Source organism: Massilia sp. LXY-5, assembly GCF_059801075.1.
Genome location: NZ_JBNNEH010000003.1, coordinates 981903 through 1002941, shown reverse-complemented (window position 1 = coordinate 1002941; position 21039 = coordinate 981903). Strand labels below are relative to the sequence as shown.

Below are 21039 nucleotides of genomic sequence, written 5' to 3'. Positions count from 1 at the left end.
GGCCTGTTGCCGGGTTTTCAATGTTCCCCGTTCGGCGCCGGCCACGCGAACAAGGACGTAAACGGCAAACGCCGCGCAGTGCGCGGCGTTTGCTTTGACGACAGCGATCGTCGGTTACGGAAAGGCGCCCCGGGTCTCCACCGCGGCGTCTTCCGGCAGAGATTTATTTGGCGATCTGGCTCGGTGCCGGGCCAAACAGGGCGGCGACCAGCGGATCGCGGGTGACCGGGCTGCGGTTCACGCGGATGGCGTAGTGGGTGTCGTCGGCCAGGATGTGGAAGTGGCGGCCGCTGCCGGCCATGCTCTGCTCGCGCAGGCCTGGACGTTCCTTGCGCGGGGCGACGCCTTCGCGCTTCGGCTGGCAGATCGCGGCCAGGAAGGCCTTCACGCGTTCCTGGTCGGGGCAGATCTGGTAGACGGCCTTGCCCAGGTAGGTGGCGGTGCCTTCGATGTAACGGGCCAGTTCGATCACGCCGGCTTCGCGCAGGTCGCGGATGTACTTGCGTGCGCCCGACGGCGAGAATTTCAGGAACCATGCGATTTCGTCGGCCAGCATTTCGTGGGTCGACAGTTCGTTGATCAGCTTTTGCATGTTCTCGATCCGACGCTGCGTGGCAGAGGTCGACCGCACGCGCTCGATCGGCGCCAGCGAAATGGGCGCGCGTTCGGTTGGCTGTGGCGGGACGCGTTCGATCAGCGCTGAATTGCTGGAAGTGTGCACTGCGCCGATGTCGCTTTGCACCGCGTTGTGATGAGTCGTTGCATGCATGTTGGTGTACTCCAAAAATTGAGAGAGACAGGGAGGTCCGGGTCGCTGTGTGTGGTCTGACACTCCGACAACACCTCGGGTTCCGCTTAACTGGCCTCAAGATTGCCTGCGTCAGCCCTGCCGGTCTGTGCGCCATCCCACATTGCCAAAATTCCTTTAAGCATTTTTTTAAAAATGCTTTGAGGAAACTCATCCTGGTCTTGCAAGCCGCTCAATTGTCGTAAATAAACAACATTTCTGAAAAAATATTTTACTCTCCGAAATAAATTATTCAACTGACATTTCAAGCACCCTCTATATAGAGCGATTTTTCGCCACGAACATTCTGTTGTAAATTTGTCACTCATCAGTAACCCTGAGTGCGCTAGCGCACCGATGCTTGGGAACCCAGCCTCGTATTATTCGTCCAACATCACTGTCAAGCACGCGATGTAACCCTACCTTTTCAACTAATGGGAGTTTCCTGTGAACAATACGAAGAAGATCGCCCTGGCCGTGGCCATGCTGTGCGCCGCCGGTTCCACGCTGGCCCAAGAAATCAACCCGTCCTGGTACATCCAGCCGAGCGTCGTCGGCATGAAGCCGGACGCGGACTTTGGCGTGGACGACAAGGACTGGGGCGGTGGCCTGAAGTTCGGTAAAGCCATCAACCAGTACTGGGACGTCCAGTTCGGTGGCACCCACGTCCGTACCGAAGACGGCCCGGCCCGCTATCGCCAGACCCTGGTCGGTGTTGACGGCCTGCTGATGCTGTCGCGCAACAAAGTTCGTCCGTTCATCCTGGTCGGTGCCGGCGTCGAGCGCGACAAGGTGGAAAATCCTCTGCGTAACGTGAGCAAGAACTCGCCATACTGGACCGCCGGCCTCGGCGTCCAGGCGACCCTGACCCCGCAATGGTCGCTGCAGGCCGACATCCGTTCGGTGCGCAGCAACCTGCGCCACGACGAGCTGTATGGCTTCAACAAGCCAAACAACAAGTACGTCACCATCGGCCTGAACTACGCGTTCAACCCGCCGCCAGCGCCACCGGCACCAGTGATGGCACCGGCACCAGTGGCCGAAGCCCCGGCTCCGGCACCAGCACCGGCACCGGTCGCGCCGCCACCGGCACGTTTCGAGAAGGTCACCCTGTCGACCACCGAACTGTTCGCCTTCAACAGCGCCGAGCTGAGCATGCCGCAGCCTAAGCTGGACGAGATCGCTGCCGCCCTGCAAGCCGACCCGAGCATCACCGACGTCGACATCACCGGCTACGCCGACCGCCTGGGTTCGGACAAGTACAACCTGAAGCTGTCGCAGCGCCGCGCCGACGCCGTGCGTGCTTACCTGGTCGGCAAGGGTGTCGACGGTGGCCGCCTGAAAGCCTACGGCAAGGGTGAAGCCAACCCGGTCGTGACCTGCACCGAGAAAAACCGTGCCGCTCTGATCAAGTGCCTGGAACCGAACCGCCGCGTCGAAGTCGAACAGATCACGATCGAAAAGCGCGTTCAGTAATCGGCATCTCAGCCGCCACTCCGTCCCTGCGGCGGAGCGGCGCACTGTAATGTGGCCTGAGGGGTACTCGGCCCGCTCAACCTCGCGTTGTACGACGACAGGTTGAAACGGGGCTCAGTGCCCCTTTTTCTTTTTTCGGAGAGTCGGTATGGATACGGTCGATAATGACAAGAAACAGTGGTTCCCCTTCTCGCGCCAGATTGCCCACATCATGAAATGCGCGGTGACGGAGTGGATGGCGCACCGTGCCGCCAGCAAAGGCGCGGCCCTCGCCTTCTATACGCTGTTCTCGATGGCGCCGATCCTGGTGCTGGTGATTGCCGTCGCCGGCTTCTTCTATGGCGCGGAAGCGGCGCAGGGGCAGCTGCTCAACGAGTTGCGCGGGCTGGTCGGCAAGGAAGGCGCGGAGACGATCCAGGCCATCCTGGCCGGCGCGCGCAACAAGGAAAGCGGCAAGATCGCCACCATGATCGCGACCGGGCTGCTGCTGGTCGGCGCCACCAGCGTGTTTGCCGAACTGAAGGACAGCCTCGACGAAATCTGGGACGTGCCGGCGCCGAAGGATGCCAGCTGGTGGGACACGGTGCGTACCCGCGTGCTCTCGTTCGGCCTGATCCTCGTGCTGGGTTTCCTGCTGCTGGTGTCCCTCGTCATCAGCGCGGCGATGGCCGTGGTCGAGAACTATCTCGGCGGCATGTGGAAGGACTCCGCCGTGATCATGGGCTGGATTTCCTCGTGCATCGGTTTCCTGGTGATCGCCACGATGTTCGGCGTGATCTACAAGCTGCTGCCGCGCATCAAGCTGTCCTGGCATGACGTGATCATCGGCGCGCTCGGCACCGCGGCCATGTTCACGCTCGGTAAGTTCCTGATCGGCCTGTACATCGGCAACAGCGGCGCCGCCAGCAGCTTTGGGGCGGCCGGTTCGCTGATTGCACTGTTGCTGTGGGTGTATTACTCGGCCCAGATCTTCTTCCTCGGCGCCGAGTTCGCCCGCCAGTATGCGCTGCAGCTGGGGAGTTTGCGGCACAAGCCGGACCGTGAAACCGGGGCGAAGCACGTCGAGCGGATGGCGTGAACGCCTGGACGAATTGAAAACGGCGCGGATCCAATGGGTCCGCGCCGTTTTTGCATGTTGGCGGAGAAGGTGATCGCCCCCTACTCGCCCAACAACTCCGCCACGACCTCCATCCCCTCGACCCGCTCGGCCACCGTCTTGATGATCATGACGACCGGCACCCCGAGCAACAATCCCCACATCCCCCATAGCCAGCCCCAGAACAGCAGGCTGACGAACACCGCCGCCGGATTCATCTTGGCGATCTTGCCCGTCATCCAGGTGGCGACCACCATGCCGACCAGCGTGGCGATGGCCATCGAGGCGCCGGCGACCAGGATCACCATGCGCAGCGATTCGAACTGGAGGAAGGCGACCAGGCCCGTGGCAGTGGTGATCAGGAGCGGGCCGAAGTACGGCATGATGTGCGTGACGCCGGCAAAAATGGCCCAGGCCCCGGCATTCTCCAGGCCGATCGCGCGCAGCGCTACCCACATCATCAGCGCCAGCAGGATGTTCGTGACCAGAAGCATGAACATATAGTTCTGCACGGTGGTATTGATGTCGTCCAGGATGTGGACCGTCACTTTTTTACGCGTCAGTGAGGGACCGGTCAGCTTGACCAGCTTGCGCTTGAAGGTGTCCCCGGCGAGCAGCAGGAAGAACACGAGGAAGAGCACCATCGTGGCCTGGGTGATGAAGGAGGCCAGGCCCACGGAGCCCGCGAGCAGCCAGTCGGTGACGCGGAAGGCCGGGGCATGCGGTTGCGACACGGTCGGGCGGCGCTGGACCAGGCGTGCGTCCTTGTTCTGGCCGACGCTGGCAGTGGCCTGTTCGATCTCGGCCGCCGCCTTCTGCACCTGCTGGATGGTCGACTGGCCGGTGGCGACGGATGCGAGCAGCTTGGTGACCTTGTGCGTCAGCGTGGGCAGCTCGTCGATGATGTTGAAGAATTCGTCCTGCACGCGGTACATGGTGGCCCCGAGTCCACCGATCAGGACGGCGGTGACGAGGGTCGCGCCGATGGCGCGCTTGATATGGATGCGCTCGAGCCAGCGCACGAGGGGGCTGAGCGTGTAAGCGATGAAGATGCCGAGCAGCAGCGGCACGAAGAATTTCTGTGCCCATTGCAGGGAGAATACGAAGGCGACGGTGGCCAGGATGCCGAGCGCGAGGCCGCGTGCGTTGACGTGGATGGGCAGGCGCAGGCTGCCGGATTGGAGGGCAAGTTCGTCGCCCGCGCCGGAGTGGGTCTCCGGCTGGACGATGTCGGCCACGAGGGCCGACGGTGCCTCTTGGGCGGCGGGGTTGTTTGGCTCGGTGGAAACCGAGCCTGGACTGGCGAGATGCATATGTTTGCCGATAAAAAGTTGCCAGACCGCCGCCCAGCGGCGGGGATTACTTCACGCGGATGTCGTTCTTGACCGAGGTCACACCCTTGACGCCGCGAGCGACCTGAACGGCGCGCTGCGCATCGGCTGGCTGCGACACGAAGCCCGACAGCTGGACGTCGCCCTTGAAGGTCTCGACATTGATTTCGGTTGCCTTGACGGTTGGGTCGGCAGCGAAGGCGGCCTTCACCTTGCCGGTGATGACGCTGTCGTCGACGTATTCGCCGGCGCTTTCCTTCGTTGGGCTCGATGCGCAACCGACCATGGTGAAGGCGAGCGCGCCGGTGAAGATGGCGGTGGCGAGACGTTGGGTGATTTTCATGATGTATCCCTTTCTTTCGTTGGTCAAAGTCAATTTGCTCATGTGAGCGAATCCGGTACGTTACTTGCCGTACGCGGTTTTTGCGGCGTCGACGCACTGGTCTTTCGCCGCGCCGGCAAACGCGTCGCACTTCTCGAGTGCGACCCGGTATTCCGCCGTCAGTTTGTCTTCACGCGCATTGCTGCGCGCTTCGATCATCTTGCGATCCGCGGTGGCATCGGCCTGGGCGGCGATCAGGGTCGCCTTGGCCTGCTTGATGCACACGTCACGGTTGTTGCCCGTTACCGCGCCGCAGCGCGCCTTGTCGCGATCGTAGTTCGCGTCGGCGATGCGCATGCGGGCCTGGGTATAGGCTTTCAATGTGTTCTTGTAGGCGGCGCCCGCCTCTTCCTCGACGCGCACGCGCTCGGCTTTCGCCTCGGCTACGCAGACGTCGCGCGGATTGCCGGTGACGAGGTCGCAGCGGGCACGCGCCGCCTTGTAGTTCGCGGCCGCTGTGTCGCGCGCCGTGTTGTAGGCGGTCTTGGCGTCGGGAACCGTCTGGGCCCGGCCATGCGCAGACCACAGCAGGGCTGCGCCGATGATCAGTAAAGCGTGGACATTTCTCATTTTCGTTGTCATGTTCTTGTTCTCCCGATTCTGCTTTGTTGCGTGACCTTGATTGATGTTTTACGCCGATCCCGTCGCGTTCTCTGTTCGCTGTCGAACACAACAGAACATGTTGTTTAGATAATGCCAATCTGGCAATTCACGGTGCGTCATCGCACAGACCCCCATCTTGCGCAGTCGTATTCTTGACTCACACCTTTTTGCCAGGAGAACAATATGAAGACACCACGTACCCTCGCCGCCACCGCCGTCGCTGCCGCCGCCCTTCTCTCGGGCTGCGCCAGCTCGCCCTCGTACAACGATAGCTACGGCAACAATGGCTACCGCAGCGGTTACAACAACACCGCGTCGATGGGCTACGGCGTCATCGAATCGATCCAGGTCACCCAGGCCGACGGCGCACGCACGAGCGGCGCCGGTGCCATCGTCGGCGGCCTGGTGGGCGCGCTGGCCGGTAACCAGGTCGGCAGCGGCACCGGCCGTACCGCCGCCACCGTCGCCGGCGGCGTCGCCGGCGCGGCCATCGGCAACAACGTCGAGAAGAACCGCAATGCGGGCGGCGGCCAGGAGATGTACCAGGTCAACGTGCGCATGGACAACGGCGAATACCGCACCGTGGTCCAGGACAACGTCTACGACCTGCGCGTCGGCAACCGCGTGCGCCTGGTCGACGGCCGCGCCTACCGCTACTGATCGGGACGGAGCGTGCAGCCAATACCAGGCACTGCGTACGCTGCACGCATCGCTTGATGCATTGACGGGCCGGCCTTGCCGGCCCGTTTCATTTCGTGGAGGTGAAGATGGATGCATGGACCAATACCCGCCGCATGCTGGCGGCCTGCCTGTTGACCGGCGCATGCGCCATGGCCGGCGCGCAGACCAGCAACGACGCGCTGGTCGCGCCGGCCGCGGCCAGCAAACAGGCGCAGGAAATCGCACGCGGCGATCCGGCGCGCTGGTACCGGGAAGACGCGACCGCCCAGCAGCAGTGGAAGACGCGCCAGAAGGAAATCGGCGCCGCGCTCGACGAGGCGAAGCGCGCCTGCCGCCAGGAGCCGGCCGCGCAGCGCGCCGGCTGCCTGAAGGCGGCGCAGGAGACATACAAGGAAGAAATGGCCAGCGCGCGTACGGAAGCCGGCGCGCAGGCGGGATCGACAACGCGTTAGCAGCGGCGCCAGGCTGCAGGCCAGGAACGCGGGCCACAGGCGCGCTCGACAAAAAAAGACGGCGTCCAATCAATTGATTGCGACGCCGCTCAAGCCCCACCATATTCTGTGCAAAACGCGTTCGGTAGCAGCAAATCATACCAACTGCACACACCGCCTGCGCTCACTGACCTGCGTTACCGGCAAAATCTTTCGGATGACAGCCAAGGCCGCCATCCGGCCATGCTCAGATTTCCTGCTGCGCGCGGCGCCGCTTCATGTACCAGCCGGCGACACTGGCCAGCACGACACCCGCGAGCGCCTGCTTGCCCATGCGGCGCTGGCGCACGAAATTGAATGCGGTCAGCGCATACGGCATCAGCACCGAGATACTCGTGCCTGTGGGTTTCAGCAGAGCATCAGCCCGGGCCCGCAAAGCCCATGTCGCATGGTCTAGAGCAGAATGTAACATGACTTCGGGCCGCGCGCCGTGCTTTACCTGTGCCTTCGCGTAGGTGACGCCGGCACGGTAGAACTCGCCTTCGCGCAGCAGCTCGGCCTTGCGCGTCGCCGGATCGCGGCTGTGCTTGTGGCCGGCCAGTCCGGTCGGCTCGTCCCGGTCGTGCTTGTGATCGTGCTTATGATCGTGCTTATCCATGTTCCCTCCCCTGTAAGTGCCCGCTCACAGCAGCGCGTCGCGGTCGTGACGAAGTTCGTTCATCGTTTCCGGGAAGGCGAGCTTGCCTTGCTTGAGCATGGCCATTCCCTTCATCACGAGGACGATCGTGATCACCAAAAACACCAGGAACATCACCAGCAGGATCTTCCAGCCCCAGCTATCCCAGGCCAGCATCACGATAGTCGCGGTGCCATAGGCCAGCGCGAACCACACGGCGAGAACGGCGCCGGCGAAGATCGCCAGCAGCTCGATCACGTGGTTACGCACTTCCGACATCTCGAGTGCCGCCAATTCCACGCGGGACACGACGAGGCCGAACAGGTTTTTCGCCAGGCCGGAGATGCCGCCCATGAGTCCGGGACCATGCACGACGGTTTCGGTCTTTTCCATGGCGTTCTCTCCGGCGCGAATTATTTACGACCCAGGTAAATGCCGACCAGCAGGCCGACGCTCGCTGCGGCAGCGACGGTGCGCCACGGGTTGTCTTTAACGTAGACATCCGCGGTCTCTGCCAGTTCCTTGCTCTTGATGACGGCTTGACCCTGGTACTGGCTGGCCTTGCCCATTGCGCGGTCCAGCAATTCCATGCCGCGGGTGCGCAGCTCGTCGGCCTTGACGCCGGTCAGCGAAGCGGCGGCGGTCAGCAGCGCCTGGGCGTCCTTGACCAGGACCTTCATGTCGGCGCCTGCGGCCTGGATGCCGTCGTCGATCGAGCGGCTGGTGCGGGTGGTATCTAGCATGGTGAACTCCTGTTGTTGGTTATGGTTTGAAAATGAAATCGGTGTCCGGCGAATCAACGGACAAGAAAGTCGTGCATGTCGTCGGCGTGCTCTTCCTCGACCGCAAGGATCTCGATCAGCATCTGCTTCGTGGTCGGATCCTTGTCGCCGATCGCCTGGATCATCTGGCGGTAGGACTCGATGGCGACGCGCTCGGCGATCAGGTCGGCGCGCACCATGGCCTGGGTGTCTTCCGAATCGTCGTACTCGGCGTGCGAACGCGCGGTCAGCGTGGCCGGGTTGAAGTTCGGCGAACCGTTCAGCTGGACGATGCGCTCGGCGATGCGGTCGGCGTGATCCTGCTCCTGCTGGGCATGCTCGAGGAACTCGGCCTTCAGGGCGCCGTTGTTCGGGCCGCTGACGGTGAAATAGTGGCGCTTGTAGCGCAGCACGCACAGCAGTTCAGTGGCGAGCGCGTCGTTCAGCATGGCGATCACCGCTTCGCGGTCGGCCGCATAACCCTCGGTGACGGCGCCGTCATCGAGGTTGGCCGCGGCGCGGCGGATCGCCTCGATGTCGAAGCCATGCGCCAGGGGCGTCTTGCTTTGTTCCATGATGTTTCCTTAAAAGTGCAGATTGATCTTCAGCGGTTGGCCGAACGCGGCGGGATCGGCGCGTTGTCGTTCGACAGCACGATCTCGACGCGGCGGTTCAGCTGGCGGTTCGATGCCGTATCGTTGGCCGCAACCGGGAAGGCTTCACCATACGCCTTCATCGCGATGCGTTCGCGCGCCACGCCCATGCTGCCCAGTGCCATGGCGACCGCATTCGCGCGGCGCTGCGACAGGTTCTGGTTGTAGCTCGAGCTGCCGGTGCTGTCCGTAAACCCTTCGACCAGTACAGTGCGCTCCGGGTTCTGCGCCATCACGTCGGCGAGCTTGCGCAGGGTCGACATTCCGTTTGGTGTCAGGTTCGCCTCGTTGGTGGCGAACAGCACGTCGCCAATGGTAACGACCATGCCACGCTCGGTTTTCTTGGCGTTCAGATCGACCAGCAGGGCTTCGAGCTTGGCGGCGCGTTCGGCCATCATGCGGGTCTGGTCCTGGGCCGTCGCGGCCTGCTGCTGGGCAGTTGCCGCCTGCTGCTGGGCGGCGGCGGCAGCGGTCTGGGCTGCGGCGGCTTCGCGTTTCGCACGCTCGGCCTCGGCAGTGCGCGCTTCGAGGCTGATCTCGGTGCGCTGGCGCGAGGCGTCCGCGATGTTCGCTTCGGCGGCCTTGGCGCGCGCCACTTCCTGGGCAGTTGCGATCTTCTGCTTGGCGATATAGGCCAGGCGGTCGATGTCGCTCAGGCTTTCCTTCTTGGCGGCCGCGGCGTTGGCACGGTCGAGCGCATCGCTGGCTTCCTTGAACTGGAGCGGCGCATAGCTCGAGATCTGCGGATTGTTATTGGCGGCGACGAAATCGGCGCGTGCCTGGTCCAGGGTCGGCGTGGTGGTCGGCGTGGTGCTGCAGGCGGCCAGCAGGATGGCGCTGGCAAAGACGGCCGGCTTCAGGAAACGTGGTGTCATGCTCTTCCCCTTCATGTTTGGCGCGCACTGGGCGCGCCGGCGTTCTTGTGGATGCGGTGCGGCGCGCTGGCGCCGGGCACCGCGGCAAATGCGTGACGCTTACTGCGAGTTGGCGCGGTCGACTTCCTGGCGCAGCACGCGCAGGTCTTCATTGAGCGCGTTCGAGGCGGCGGTGGCCTTGGCGGACGCGGCCTTGCTCTGGGCCAGCTGGGCATCGGCCTGGGCCTGGGTCGCCAGTTCGCGCGCCAGCTTGTAGTCCTTGGCGGCCAGCGCTTCGTTAGCGCGCATCATCTTGGCGCGCGCCGCCGTGATTTCTTCCGGCGCCAGGTCGGCGGCGCCGGCCTGCACTGCGTTGGCCACTGCATTGCGCGACACCGCGACGTCGGCCGTGGCCGGTGCCTTCTGGCTGGCGCAGGCGGAGAGCGCCAGCACGGCGGCTGCCACTGCGACGCGGCCAAGCTGATGCATCGAGCGATTCATGTCCATGTCTTTCTCCTGTAGATTGTAGATGTAAGCAAGTTGTTAACGTTATAAGCCTGTTATCAGCCGAGTTCGGTTCGGTGCCGCACATAGACCGCACATCCCGCCGATGGGACCGTGCCCATCCGGCGCACCGTGCGACACCGCACATTGATGACCACCCCCTTTGCGCTAAGCTTGGGCGCAAGACCGATACTCTATGAAGGATCGTCATGCCCGATACTACCGCGCAGCAAGACGCCAGCCACAAGCACGGCGGCAAGAAAAAGAAAATCCTGCTTGGCCTGCTGGCCACCCTGATCGCCATTCCGGTCATCGCCATCATTTTCATCCTTACCTTCGACTGGAACAAGGCGCGTCCCTGGCTGAATGCGAAGGTGAGCGAAGCCATCGAGCGGCCTTTCGCGATCCGCGGCAACCTCGCGGTGCAATGGGAAGTGCCGGCCAGGCGCATGGCCAAGGCCGACCGCCACCTGCGCGACTGGCTGCCCTGGCCCCATCTCATCGCCAATGACGTGCACGTCGGCAACCCTGCCAGCATGAAGCAAATGGACATGGCGCGCGTGCGCCAGTTCTCGTTCTCCCTGAATCCCTTCGGCCTGCTGCACCACACGATCGGGATCCCGGTGCTGCGGTTCGAAGCGCCCTATCTCGAACTGCAGCGCACCGACAGCACCCACTACAACTGGGTCTACAGGAAGAAAGAGGAAAAATCGAAGTGGGAGCTCGACCTCGAGCGCGTGGTACTCACCGACGGCGTGGTGCGCGTGGTCGACGCCGTCACGAAGGCCGACATCACGGCCAACGTACGCACGCTCGATAACGATGCGAAATACGGCATCGGCTTCAAGGTCACCGGCACGTATAACGGCGCGCCGGTCACGGGCGGCGGCAAGGTCGGCCAGGTGCTGTCGCTGAAGGATCAGAATACGCCCTACCCGGTCCAGGCCGACATGCGCAGCGGCCCGAGCCGCATCGCGGTCGAAGGCACGGTCACCAGTCCCGCCAAACTGAAGGCGGTCGACCTGCAGCTGGAACTGGCCGGACGCAGCATGGCGCGCCTGTACAACTTCACCGGCATCACGCTGCCCGAGACCCCGGCCTTCTCGACCTCCGGCCACCTGAAGGGCGAGCTCGACCGTGAGCACGGACGCTGGACCTACGACAAGTTCAAGGGCAAGGTCGGCTCGAGCGACATCAACGGCAAGCTGGTGTTCGAGGGCGGCAAGCCGCGTCCCAAGCTGACCGGCAATGTATCGACGCACCAGTTGCTGTTTACCGACCTGGGTCCCCTGATCGGCGGCGACTCGAACGAAAGCAAGAAGGCGCGCGGCGTCGACGCCGTGCAGCCGGGCGGCAAGGTGCTGCCGGTCGAGGAATTCCGCACCGAGCGCTGGACGGCGATCGACGCCGACGTGCGCTATACCGCCGAAAAGATCATCCGCGAAAAGACACTGCCCATCAGTAAACTCTCGACCCACCTGGTCATGAAGGACGGCGTCATCACCCTCGAGCCGCTCGAATTCGGCGTGGCCGGCGGCACGCTGCGCTCGACCATCCGCATGGACGGCAGCGGCAAGGGCAAAAACACGATCGCGGCGACGGCCAAGGTCCAGGCGCGCCACATCCAGATCAAGCAGCTGTTCCCGACCATCGAAAAGATGCAGGCCACCGTCGGCCAGATCAACGGCGACGCCCAGCTGTCGGCCACCGGCAGTTCGGTCGCCGCCCTGCTCGGCTCCTCGAACGGCGAAGTCAAGGCGCTGATCAACCAGGGCACGATCAGCAAGATGCTGCTCGAGGAAATGGGCCTGAACGTGGGCAATATCATCGTCACCAAGCTGTTCGGCGACAAGCAGGTGCAGCTGAACTGCCTGGCCGCCGATTTCGACGTCAACAAGGGCGTGATGCAGTCGCAGGTGTTCGTGGTCGATACGGAGGAAGCGATCATCCGCGTGAACGGCACGGTGAGCCTGGCGAACGAACAGATGGACCTGACGATCAAGCCCGACACCAAGGCCCTGCGCCTGTTCACGCTGCGCGCCCCGCTCTACGTGCGCGGTCCGTTCAGCAAGCCCGACGTCTCGGTCGACAAGGGCGTGCTGGCACTGAAGGCTGGCGGCGCCGCCGTGCTGGCCGCGGCGGCAGCGCCGGTGGCAGCCCTGATCCCGCTGATCAACACCGGGCCGGGCGAGAGCAGCCCCTGCGGCCAGCTGGTCGCACTGGCGAAACAGAAGCCGACTGCGCCGCCGCCGGGCAAGGCGAAAACGCGATGACAGTCGCTTACAAACACTTACATCTACTGATGAGCGAAGGCGTGCATGTGTGTGTTGTCGAACAGACTCTTCCGTCGCTCCGTTTTATTCTGGAGTCATCGCTGAAACAGGTACACGGCATCAAGGACGAAGCATGACGCATTGGAAACCGGCCCTGGCCTTGCTGGGGGCTCTCATGTACGGGGGCACCCTCGCTGGCTGCGGCGGCACCGGCAGCCTGCTGGCACCAGCCGCGGCGGTGGACGATTCCACCATCACGGCCGGCGTGCAACAGGCAATTGGCCGGAGCACGGAACTCAAGGCGGCAGACATCGATGTCGCGACCCGTGAAGGTATTGTCCAGCTGAGCGGCTATGTCGGCTCGGCGGAAAACGTGGCAACCGCAGCATCGGTTGCGCGCACAGTGAAGGGCGTGAAATCGGTCAGGAATGACCTGCGCCTGAAGTAAAACCCACCCAAGGAGATCATTATGAAAAACATCAAACACCTGGCAGTGAGCGCTACCCTGGCTACCCTGGCACTGGGCCTGACCGGTTGTGCCGGCATGTCGCATCAGGACAAGGCCACCGCAGTCGGCGCCGGCGCCGGCGCAGTGATCGGCGGCGCCCTGACCGGCGGCAGTGCAGCAGGCGTGGTCGGCGGCGCAGCTGTCGGCGGCGTGGTCGGCAACCAGGCCGGCAAGACCAACTAAGTTTTCACCACGTAGCACCCCAGGCAAACACACACGAAACGCCCCGCTTGCGTACTGCGCAAGCGGGGCGGGACGTTTGTGGGGATGGTTTCATGCGTGATGGTCCGGGGCGGTGTGCCGTTGCGCATGCGCCGTACCGCGTGGAGTCGGGACTCCACGCTACGATCCGTCGCTGTTCGTAGGGTGGAGTCCTGACTCCACGCGTCAACCTTAGCGCTGTCGAGAAGCCGTTTCGACGGTGACGCTAAACGAACGCGCTCGACAGCGCCCCCGCCCCCGCATCCTTGACGATTTCGTAGCAGGTACACGCCGCCGCCGCCAGCCCTTCGGCATCGAGGATCTCGATATTGCCGCGGCTGTAGATGATCAGCCCCTGCTGCTGCAGCGCGCTGGCTGCCTTGGTGACGCCGACGCGGCGCACGCCCAGGGCGTGCGCCAGGAACTCGTGGGTCAGGTGGAATTTGTCGGACTGCAGGCGGTCGCGGGTGATCAGCAGCGACCGCGCCAGGCGCGCCTCGAGCACGTGGAAGCGGCTGCACACGGCGATCTGGATCGCCTGCGCCAGCAGTGTGTCGGTATACCGATAGAGCACCCGTTGCAGGGCGCCGTTGCGCGCGAATTCGGCGCGGAAGGCGGCGCTGTCCATGCGGCTGGCGCTGCCGGGACGCTGGACCACGGCGCGCACCTGGGCCGTTTCGTGGCCGAGGGCGACGGTGGCGCCGAGCATGCCTTCGCGTCCCACCAGGCCGACCTCGAGCGTCATGCGCCCGCCTGCCACGCCCAGCAGCGAAATCAGGCAATCATGCGGAAAATAGATATACCGGATGGGTTTGCCCGCTTCGCCCAGCACTTCGCCGGCCTCGACGTGAACCTGGTCGAGCATCGGCAACACCTGGGCGAGCTCCTGCGGCGGGAGCGCGGCCAGCAGCAAATTGGCATTGTGCTCGGCGACGTCGGGAGAAGCTGCAAAGTTCATCGAACCCTCGCGGTAAATGGCAAGCCCGGCCGAAGCCGGGGCGGAAATACGGATACATTTGCAAACAATTTCGATCAGGTTAAATGCTCTGATAGGGGAAGTATGTTCGGTGACGCACGGAATACCTTGTTGTTCCTAGGGACAATCCTTCGCATCGGCCGGCGCCTCGCAGGCCGCCGCGGAAGGCAGACGCCCCACCGCAATTTCACGGAGCACAAGCCATGAACAACACTTCCCCTCCACGCGCCCAGCACCATCCCTTGCTGCTGGTCGCCGCACTCGCCGTCCTGCTGTTCTGCCTGATCGGTACCGCAGCCATCATGGGCTGGATCCCCTCTTCGATCGGCGGCAACACGAACCGTCAGCTGAGCGAAGCCGACCGCGCCGCGCTGGCAGCAAGCATGCCGCCGACCGGCCAGGCCGCGCCTGTCGCGCCCGCCGCCGCCATGGCGCAGCTGGGACCGCAAGGCCCCGCCTACCCGGCCGCACCGGCAGCGCCCGCCTACCCGTCCCAGCAACTGGCCCAGGGCTATGCCCCAGCCCCAAGCCAGGCCTACGCACCCGAACCTGAACCGGCCCCGGCACCACGCACGACCGTGAAACCGAAGCCGGTGCAAATGGCGGCTGCGGAGCCGAAGTCGAACTGGTGCGGCAACTGCGGCAACATCGAATCGGTGCACGCGATCAAGCAGCGCGCCCAGGGCAGCGGTGTCGGCGCGGCCGGCGGCGCCATCCTCGGCGGCCTGCTGGGCAACCAGATCGGCGGCGGCCATGGTCGCCAGCTGGCCACCGTCGCCGGTGCGGTCGGCGGCGCCGTCGTCGGCAACCAGGTCGAGGGCAACATGAAAGCGACGACCAGCTATGAAATCCGCGTCCGCCTGGACGACGGCACCCTGCGCACCTTCCACCAGTCGAGCCAGCCGCAATGGCGTAGCGGCGATCGCGTGCGCATCGTCAAGGGCCACCTGCGCTCCGCCTGATCCCGCTTCAGCTGCACGCCAGAAGCCGGCGCTGCCGGCACCACGATCGAGACCGGCCGTCCCCTGGACCGCCGGTCTTGATTTTTTCCTCAGTGCAACGTGCGCCAGCGCACGGAAATACTGCTGAGCTACCCCGACAATGGCTTTTGCGGTAACGCGACCATACGCTGCCGCAAATGACAACTTCGCCAATACCACAATAAGGGGAGCACCATGAACAGCCTTGCATGGATCGGCATCATCGTCTGGGGTCTGCTTATCACTGCTTTCGGACTCGTCTCGGCCACGCCGCCGCTCGAACAGACGGGCGAGCTGGCTGCGCACGACGTCTTTTTCCTCGTCAGCGGGGGGCTGCTCACCTGCCTGATCGGGATCGTCGGCCTGCTCGGTTTCATGGGCTGGATTCCGGGCCTGCAAAGCGCCGGCCGTGCGCAGCGCGGACTTGCGAAATAAACAAAAATTTTGCGCTTAATGTACGCTAGCGAACGGTTGGGTTGAGCAGTGCGGGGGATACTGGATTCACGGCGCCACACCGGCGCAAACCCCCAGTGAGGAGACTCATCATGCTTTACACCATTGCCATTGTTCTGATCGTTTTATGGCTGCTCGGCCTGGTTACCTCGTACACCGTCGGCGGCTTTATCCATATCCTGCTCGTGGTTGCCGTCATCATGATCCTGGTGCGCCTGATCAGCGGTCGAGGCATATAGCACGCCGCATGCAATACCAAATCGGTTGTACCGGGTCTTGTGGAGCGCTAAGCTTCGCATTACCGGGTACCGACCCAGCACCACCGCAGTAGTTGACCAATCCGTTTCGCGGTCGTGCCCGATGGGCGCGCCTACGAAACGGATTTTTCTTTTTTAGGAGAAAATTATGTATTCGAAACTGACCAAATCCGCCATCGCCGCCACCGTCCTTGCCCTCGGCGTCAGCGGCTGTGCCGACATGAACGCCACCCAGCGCGGCACCGCGACCGGCGCCGGCGCCGGCGCCGCCCTCGGTGCGCTGATCGGCGGCACCACCCACGGCGGCGGCGGCGGCCGTGCCGCCAAGGGCGCAGTGATCGGCGGCGCCGCCGGCGCGGTGATCGGCAATATCTGGTCCAAGCGCATGGAGCAGCAGAAGCAGGCAATGGAGCAGGCGACCCGCGGCACCGGCGTGCAAGTGAGCCAGACCTCGGATAACCGCCTGAAACTGGACATCCCGAGCGATGTCTCCTTCGACACCGGCCGCTCCGACATCAAGCCGAACTTCCAGCCGGTGCTGGAACGCTTCGCCACCACCCTGAACGAGAACCCGGCCACCAACGTGGTCATCATCGGCCACACCGACAACACCGGCGGCCCGGGCGTCAACCAGCCGCTGTCGGTCGACCGCGCCGCGCGCACCCGCGACTACCTGGCCGGCCGCGGCGTCAATCCAAGCCGCATCACGATCGAGGGCCGCGGCGAGCGCGAGCCGATTGCCAACAACAACGACAACGCCGGTCGCGCACGCAACCGCCGCGTCGAGATCTACGTCGCCGAACCAGGCCGCGGCTGATCCGCACCCATCGGCAGTGACATGGAAGCCGCCCGGTGACGCCGGGCGGCTTTTTTTACGACGTCAAAACTGTCGTATTGCTGCAAACCCTGCAGCTGCACATCACGAACGAGGACTGAACGCAAGAACGAGAAGACAGGGCGGCGGGATAGTGTTGCTTCGTTACGGCAACATTTACTCTCACCTTCATGCCCGACACCTGCGCTCCGTCCTTGCCTGACAGCGGCCACGAACCGCCTGCCCTCTGGCGTCCCTCCGCGGTCGCGCTCTGGAGCCTGTTCTTCACGCCCGTCTTCGGGTCCTGGCTGCTGATGCACAACTGGCGCGTGCTGGGACAGGCGCATGCGGCCAGGGGCGCCCGCCGCTGGCTGCTCGCCAGCCTGGCCGTGCTGGCGCTGGAACTGCTGGCGGGCGCGATTACCGAGCGCGTCAACGGCAATGCGCCGTTTGCGCAGTGGCTGGCCCTGGCCTGGCTCGGCCTGCGGCTGCTGGGCGCGGCGGCGCCGCAGTGGCGCCTGGTGCGCCGCCGCTTCGGCCGCCGCTATGCACGGCGCGGCTGGAACGGCGCACTGGGCGTGGCGGTGGCCTGGGGCCTCGTTTGCTGGGGCGCGGGCGCGACATTGACCGGCTTGCTGCTGGCATTTACTTAAGCCGGTCTGGTAATTACCCCTGCACGTACGGACAATCGTTCTCTCATCAAGCACAGGCGTCCCTCATCGACCGAATCTGTACGCTGCCGTACCAAGCTCGTGCGGCCTCAACGCGTACACTATCGTCCATGAGGAAACGGATTTTGTATGCTTGACATTCTTGAACGCATCGACCCGCACAGCGACAGCACCGACCTGCTGATCGAGCTGGTCGACTGCCTGCGGCCGCGCCGGCGTCATCGCGGCCATGCGAGCGCAGCGGTGCGCACGCTGACGCAGCTGCTGAGGGGGAACCCGACGCAGGCCTGGGCGCTGCGCAGCTATATCGTCACCCTGCTCGAAAAACGCCGCCACACCAGCCTGTACAGCGACATCGGCATCCTCTCGAACGACGGCTTCTTCACCGAGCTGAAGCGCCGCATTGCCTGGCGCCTGCTGCCGCCCGCGCTCGACGACCTCTACCTGTCCGATGCGCTCGACCAGGTGCTGTATGCGGAAGAGGATTACTACTGGATCCGCTCGGTGCCGGACGCCGACTGGCTGGCCCTGTTCGACGTCGTGGCCGAGGCGCCGCCGCCGCTGGACGCCGCGCCCGACCGCGCGCGCCTGGTCACGACCATGGGCATGCTCGACGCCATCCGCACCCTGTCCTGCCGCGTCTGCGCGCTGGGGCTGGAGCCGCGCCTGGTGCACAGCTACAGCGAGATCGAGGATTTCGATTCGCCCTTCCTGATGCAGAACATCGAGGTCAACCACTACCTCGACGAATACGGGCGCTTCCTGGAAGGAGCCATTCCCCGCCCCGACGATCCGCGCCACCTGCTCGTGATGCTCGACCAGTGCGACGAGGTCGTCGCCAAGATCCGCCGCAATTCGCTCTCCTTCGGCACCAGCGTGGCGCTGACCTATGTGCTGGTCGCCATTACGCAGAGCATCGAGCGGCTGCGCAAACTGCTGTTCCTGGTCGACGTCAGCGAGGCGAGCGGGGAAAGCGCGACCGCCTTGCTGGCGGCCCCGGAACAGGAAGCCGCGCGGGAAGCCGAAAGGGAAGCCGAAAGCGCGCCCTCGGCAAGCCGGGAGCTCGTGACCATGCCGCAGCCGGCAGGACCGCGCCCGGTCACGCCCCGGCGTGCGGCGGCGCTGGCACTGGCCCAGGAACTGGTCGAGGGCCACAACACCAAATACCGGGTGCGCGGCCTGTTCCGCGACAATATCCACCTGCTGGCCCGTAACGTCACGGAAAACGCCAGCCGTACCGGCGAGCACTACATCGCCGAGAGCCGGTCCCAGCTGCGCGACATGTTCAAGGCCGCGGCCGGCGCCGGCCTCATCGTCGGCTTCATGGCGACCTTCAAGATCCTGCTGTCGTATTTGCGTGCCGCGCCCCTGGTCGAGGCCTTCCTGTTCAGCATGAACTATTCGCTCGGCTTCATGCTCGTGCACATGCTGCACTGGACCATCGCCACCAAGCAGCCGGCCATGACGGCCCAGCGCATCGCCGCCGGCCTGCACAGCCGCGACGGGCGCAGCATCGATTTCGACAGCATGGCCGAGCTCGTGAACAAGGTATTCAGGACCCAGATCGTCTCGGTGCTGGGCAACGTCGTGGTCGCCTTCCCGACCGCGCTGGTGATCGCGATCGCCTACCAGCAGATGATGGGCCACCACCTGGTGACGCCGGAAAAAGCCATGCACCTGCTGCACGACATCGACCCGATTCATACGCCGGCCCTGTTCTATGCGGCGATTGCCGGGGTCTGGCTGTTCGTGGCCGGGCTGATCTCGGGCTACTACGACAACAAGGCGCTCTACACCCGCATGGGCCAGCGCGTGCGCCAGCTGCGCTGGCTCGGCAGCCTGATCGGCGTCGAGCGGCGTGACCGCGTGTCGCGCTATGTCGAGAACAATCTCGGCGGCCTGATGGGTAACTTCTACTTCGGTATCCTGCTCGGCACCACCGGCACCGTCGGCTACCTGCTCGGCCTGCCGCTCGATATCCGCCACGTAACCTTCTCCACCGCGAACTTTGCCACCGCCCTGGTCGGCCTCGATTACCGGATGAGCTGGGAGATGGCCGCCAACGCCACGCTCGGCGTGGCGCTGATCGGCGCCGTCAATTTGCTGGTGAGTTTCAGCCTGGCCCTGTGGGTGGCGCTACGCGCCCGCAAGATCCAGTTCAAGCGCAGCGTCATGCTGCTGCGCGCACTCGGCCGGCGCTTCGTGCAGGCGCCGCTCGACTTCTTCATCGGGCCAAGGGACGTCGAAGTGATCGACATTCCGGTCTTCACGAAAGAAAACAAATGAACAAACAACGGATCACACGGTGGTTGGCCTTCCTGCTCCTGGTCGGCGTGATGGCGTCCTGCCGCACCCTGCCCGACGCGGACAAGCTGCCCGATACGCCGCAGAAGGCGAACCCGACGGTGGAGACGGCGAAGGGCACCCTCCAGAAAGCACAGGCATCGCAGCTGCTGCAGCGGCGCTGGGCGAACGCGACGGGCGACCTGAAGCAGCTGGCGGTGCTGGAGGAACAGGCCACGGGCCTGCCGCTGATCGCCGGCAACCGCGTGCAGCTGCTGTTCGACGGCCCGGCCACGATGCGCGAGATGATGGCGGCCGTTCGCGCCGCGACCACATCGGTCAACCTGGAAACCTATATCTTCGACCAGGACCCGATCGGCCTGCAGTTCGCCGACTTGCTGATGGAAAAGCAGCGCCAGGGCGTGACCGTCAACATCATGTACGACAGCGTCGGCACCCTCGGCACGCCGCAGGAATTTTTCGACCGCATGAAAGCGGCCGGCATCCACATGATCGCCTTCAATCCCGTCAATCCGGCCAAGGCCCGGGGCAACTGGTCGATCAACAACCGCGACCACCGCAAGCTGATGGTCGTCGACGGCAGCATCGCGTTCACGGGCGGCATCAACATCAGCAGCGACTACGCCAACAGCTCGCTGTTCCGCTCGCGCAGGAAACCGGCTAACGTCGACAAGAGCAAGGTCGGCTGGCGCGACACCCACGTCAAGATCGAAGGGCCGGCGGTGGCGACGCTGCAATGGGCCTTCGTGAACAACTGGGTGCGCCAGGAAGGCGGCGAACTGGCGGCGCGCGATTACTTCCCACGCCTGGCGCCCGTCGGCGACAAGTTCGTGCGCGTGCTGGCCACCGATCCGGGCAGCAATTCGGAGATCTACAAATCGCTGATGGTGGCGATCAACGAGGCGAAAAAATCGGTCCACATCACCTCGGCCTATTTCGTGCCCGACCAGCAGGTGGTCGACGCGCTGATCGCTGCCGCGAAGCGCGGGGTCGACGTGAAACTGGTGCTGCCGGGCGTGTCCGACCACGGCCTGGTGATGTATGCCGGCCAGGGCTTCTTCGAACAATTGCTCGCGGGCGGAGTCAAAATATTCCAGCTGCAGGTCGCGGTATTGCATGCCAAGACGGCGGTGATCGACGAGGCCTGGTCGACGATCGGCTCGGCCAACATCGACCGCCGCAGCTTCATCCACAACTACGAACTCAACGTCGTCGTCATCGACCCGGCCTTCGGACGCGACATGGAAAGCGCCTTCAATGAGGATCTGCGCGATTCGAAGGAAATCACCCTCGACAAATGGCGCGACCGGCCCTGGGCGGACCGCATCAAGGAATGGGCGGCGCGCCTGACCGAATACTGGATTTGA

26 protein-coding genes are annotated in these 21039 nt (G+C 64.1%); 14 read left to right on the top strand and 12 right to left on the bottom strand.

The features are described from left to right. Positions 1 to 163: 163 nt before the first annotated feature. Both ACI48I_RS13440 and ACI48I_RS13435 read right to left on the bottom strand, forming a co-directional pair. Positions 164 to 769 carry a winged helix-turn-helix domain-containing protein gene (locus ACI48I_RS13440; protein ID WP_193686440.1) on the bottom strand — a complete coding sequence of 202 codons (606 nt, stop codon included), beginning with the start codon at positions 767 to 769 and terminating at the stop codon, positions 164 to 166. Between the two features lie 86 nt (positions 770 to 855). Next, positions 856 to 1116: a hypothetical protein gene (locus ACI48I_RS13435; protein WP_193686441.1), complete on the bottom strand. Its 261-nt coding sequence runs from the start codon at positions 1114 to 1116 to the stop codon at positions 856 to 858. Between the two features lie 118 nt (positions 1117 to 1234). Here ACI48I_RS13435 and ACI48I_RS13430 point away from each other — a divergent pair, with 118 nt between their 5' ends. Both ACI48I_RS13430 and ACI48I_RS13425 read left to right on the top strand, forming a co-directional pair. Continuing rightward, positions 1235 to 2263, top strand: coding sequence for an OmpA family protein (locus ACI48I_RS13430; protein WP_498574443.1), 1029 nt, complete (start codon positions 1235 to 1237; stop codon positions 2261 to 2263). 148 nt (positions 2264 to 2411) lie between these two features. Next, positions 2412 to 3341 (top strand): YihY/virulence factor BrkB family protein, encoded by a 930-nt coding sequence (locus tag ACI48I_RS13425; RefSeq protein ID WP_193686443.1) that lies wholly within the window; start codon positions 2412 to 2414, stop codon positions 3339 to 3341. Between the two features lie 80 nt (positions 3342 to 3421). Here ACI48I_RS13425 and ACI48I_RS13420 read toward each other — a convergent pair whose 3' ends face one another. The 3 genes from ACI48I_RS13420 to ACI48I_RS13410 are packed head-to-tail and all read right to left on the bottom strand — an operon-like array spanning position 3422 to position 5654. Continuing rightward, entirely contained in the window at positions 3422 to 4672 is a 1251-nt protein-coding gene (locus tag ACI48I_RS13420; RefSeq protein WP_498574442.1) for an AI-2E family transporter, read from the bottom strand. A 46-nt stretch (positions 4673 to 4718) separates the two neighbouring features. Next, the gene (locus ACI48I_RS13415) at positions 4719 to 5033 is read right to left on the bottom strand and encodes a BON domain-containing protein (protein ID WP_193686445.1); all 315 of its coding nucleotides are present in this window, start codon (positions 5031 to 5033) and stop codon (positions 4719 to 4721) included. 60 nt (positions 5034 to 5093) lie between these two features. Beyond that, entirely contained in the window at positions 5094 to 5654 is a 561-nt protein-coding gene (locus ACI48I_RS13410) for a hypothetical protein (RefSeq protein ID WP_227496523.1), read from the bottom strand. A gap of 204 nt (positions 5655 to 5858) precedes the next feature. Between ACI48I_RS13410 and ACI48I_RS13405 the strand changes: the two genes are divergently transcribed. Further along, positions 5859 to 6335: an outer membrane lipoprotein gene (locus ACI48I_RS13405; RefSeq protein WP_193686446.1), complete on the top strand. Its 477-nt coding sequence runs from the start codon at positions 5859 to 5861 to the stop codon at positions 6333 to 6335. A 107-nt stretch (positions 6336 to 6442) separates the two neighbouring features. Beyond that, positions 6443 to 6808, top strand: coding sequence for a hypothetical protein (locus ACI48I_RS13400; RefSeq protein WP_193686447.1), 366 nt, complete (start codon positions 6443 to 6445; stop codon positions 6806 to 6808). A 226-nt stretch (positions 6809 to 7034) separates the two neighbouring features. Here ACI48I_RS13400 and ACI48I_RS13395 read toward each other — a convergent pair whose 3' ends face one another. From ACI48I_RS13395 to ACI48I_RS13370, 6 genes are all read right to left on the bottom strand, one after another. Beyond that, the gene (locus tag ACI48I_RS13395; RefSeq protein WP_193686448.1) at positions 7035 to 7445 is read right to left on the bottom strand and encodes a hypothetical protein; all 411 of its coding nucleotides are present in this window, start codon (positions 7443 to 7445) and stop codon (positions 7035 to 7037) included. 24 nt (positions 7446 to 7469) lie between these two features. Then, a complete protein-coding gene (locus tag ACI48I_RS13390; RefSeq protein ID WP_227496524.1) occupies positions 7470 to 7856 on the bottom strand; it encodes a phage holin family protein in 387 nt (128 codons plus the stop codon). Positions 7857 to 7876: 20 nt separating this feature from the next. After that, positions 7877 to 8206, bottom strand: a complete 330-nt coding sequence (locus ACI48I_RS13385; protein WP_193686449.1) for an ElaB/YgaM/YqjD family protein — start codon at positions 8204 to 8206, stop codon at positions 7877 to 7879. A gap of 53 nt (positions 8207 to 8259) precedes the next feature. After that, a complete protein-coding gene (locus ACI48I_RS13380; protein WP_193686450.1) occupies positions 8260 to 8799 on the bottom strand; it encodes a ferritin-like domain-containing protein in 540 nt (179 codons plus the stop codon). Between the two features lie 29 nt (positions 8800 to 8828). Further along, the gene (locus tag ACI48I_RS13375) at positions 8829 to 9752 is read right to left on the bottom strand and encodes an OmpA family protein (protein ID WP_193686451.1); all 924 of its coding nucleotides are present in this window, start codon (positions 9750 to 9752) and stop codon (positions 8829 to 8831) included. A gap of 99 nt (positions 9753 to 9851) precedes the next feature. Continuing rightward, positions 9852 to 10232, bottom strand: a complete 381-nt coding sequence (locus tag ACI48I_RS13370; protein WP_227496778.1) for a DUF4398 domain-containing protein — start codon at positions 10230 to 10232, stop codon at positions 9852 to 9854. Between the two features lie 212 nt (positions 10233 to 10444). Here ACI48I_RS13370 and ACI48I_RS13365 point away from each other — a divergent pair, with 212 nt between their 5' ends. The 3 genes from ACI48I_RS13365 to ACI48I_RS13355 all read left to right on the top strand — a co-directional run bounded on the left by ACI48I_RS13365 (position 10445) and on the right by ACI48I_RS13355 (position 13199). Continuing rightward, entirely contained in the window at positions 10445 to 12508 is a 2064-nt protein-coding gene (locus ACI48I_RS13365) for an AsmA family protein (RefSeq protein WP_498574441.1), read from the top strand. A 133-nt stretch (positions 12509 to 12641) separates the two neighbouring features. Continuing rightward, positions 12642 to 12956: a BON domain-containing protein gene (locus ACI48I_RS13360; protein WP_498574440.1), complete on the top strand. Its 315-nt coding sequence runs from the start codon at positions 12642 to 12644 to the stop codon at positions 12954 to 12956. 21 nt (positions 12957 to 12977) lie between these two features. After that, positions 12978 to 13199 (top strand): YMGG-like glycine zipper-containing protein, encoded by a 222-nt coding sequence (locus ACI48I_RS13355; protein ID WP_193686454.1) that lies wholly within the window; start codon positions 12978 to 12980, stop codon positions 13197 to 13199. A 244-nt stretch (positions 13200 to 13443) separates the two neighbouring features. Here the strand turns inward: ACI48I_RS13355 and ACI48I_RS13350 are convergent, their stop codons facing one another. Next, on the bottom strand, positions 13444 to 14175 hold the full coding sequence (locus ACI48I_RS13350; protein WP_193686455.1) for a Crp/Fnr family transcriptional regulator: 732 nt from the start codon (positions 14173 to 14175) through the stop codon (positions 13444 to 13446). 221 nt (positions 14176 to 14396) lie between these two features. Here ACI48I_RS13350 and ACI48I_RS13345 point away from each other — a divergent pair, with 221 nt between their 5' ends. From ACI48I_RS13345 to cls, 7 genes are all read left to right on the top strand, one after another. After that, the gene (locus ACI48I_RS13345; RefSeq protein ID WP_193686456.1) at positions 14397 to 15155 is read left to right on the top strand and encodes a glycine zipper 2TM domain-containing protein; all 759 of its coding nucleotides are present in this window, start codon (positions 14397 to 14399) and stop codon (positions 15153 to 15155) included. Positions 15156 to 15368: 213 nt separating this feature from the next. Next, entirely contained in the window at positions 15369 to 15608 is a 240-nt protein-coding gene (locus ACI48I_RS13340) for a hypothetical protein (protein WP_193686457.1), read from the top strand. A gap of 110 nt (positions 15609 to 15718) precedes the next feature. Next, on the top strand, positions 15719 to 15865 hold the full coding sequence (locus tag ACI48I_RS13335) for a lmo0937 family membrane protein (RefSeq protein ID WP_193686458.1): 147 nt from the start codon (positions 15719 to 15721) through the stop codon (positions 15863 to 15865). Positions 15866 to 16031: 166 nt separating this feature from the next. Then, positions 16032 to 16700, top strand: coding sequence for a YiaD family glycine zipper/OmpA-like lipoprotein (locus ACI48I_RS13330; RefSeq protein ID WP_193686459.1), 669 nt, complete (start codon positions 16032 to 16034; stop codon positions 16698 to 16700). Between the two features lie 188 nt (positions 16701 to 16888). Next, positions 16889 to 17350, top strand: a complete 462-nt coding sequence (locus ACI48I_RS13325) for a hypothetical protein (protein WP_498574439.1) — start codon at positions 16889 to 16891, stop codon at positions 17348 to 17350. 147 nt (positions 17351 to 17497) lie between these two features. Further along, a complete protein-coding gene (locus ACI48I_RS13320) occupies positions 17498 to 19654 on the top strand; it encodes a site-specific recombinase (protein WP_498574438.1) in 2157 nt (718 codons plus the stop codon). Further along, positions 19651 to 21039, top strand: a complete 1389-nt coding sequence (gene cls, locus ACI48I_RS13315) for a cardiolipin synthase (protein WP_498574437.1) — start codon at positions 19651 to 19653, stop codon at positions 21037 to 21039. Before ACI48I_RS13320 ends, cls begins: the two co-directional genes overlap by 4 nt.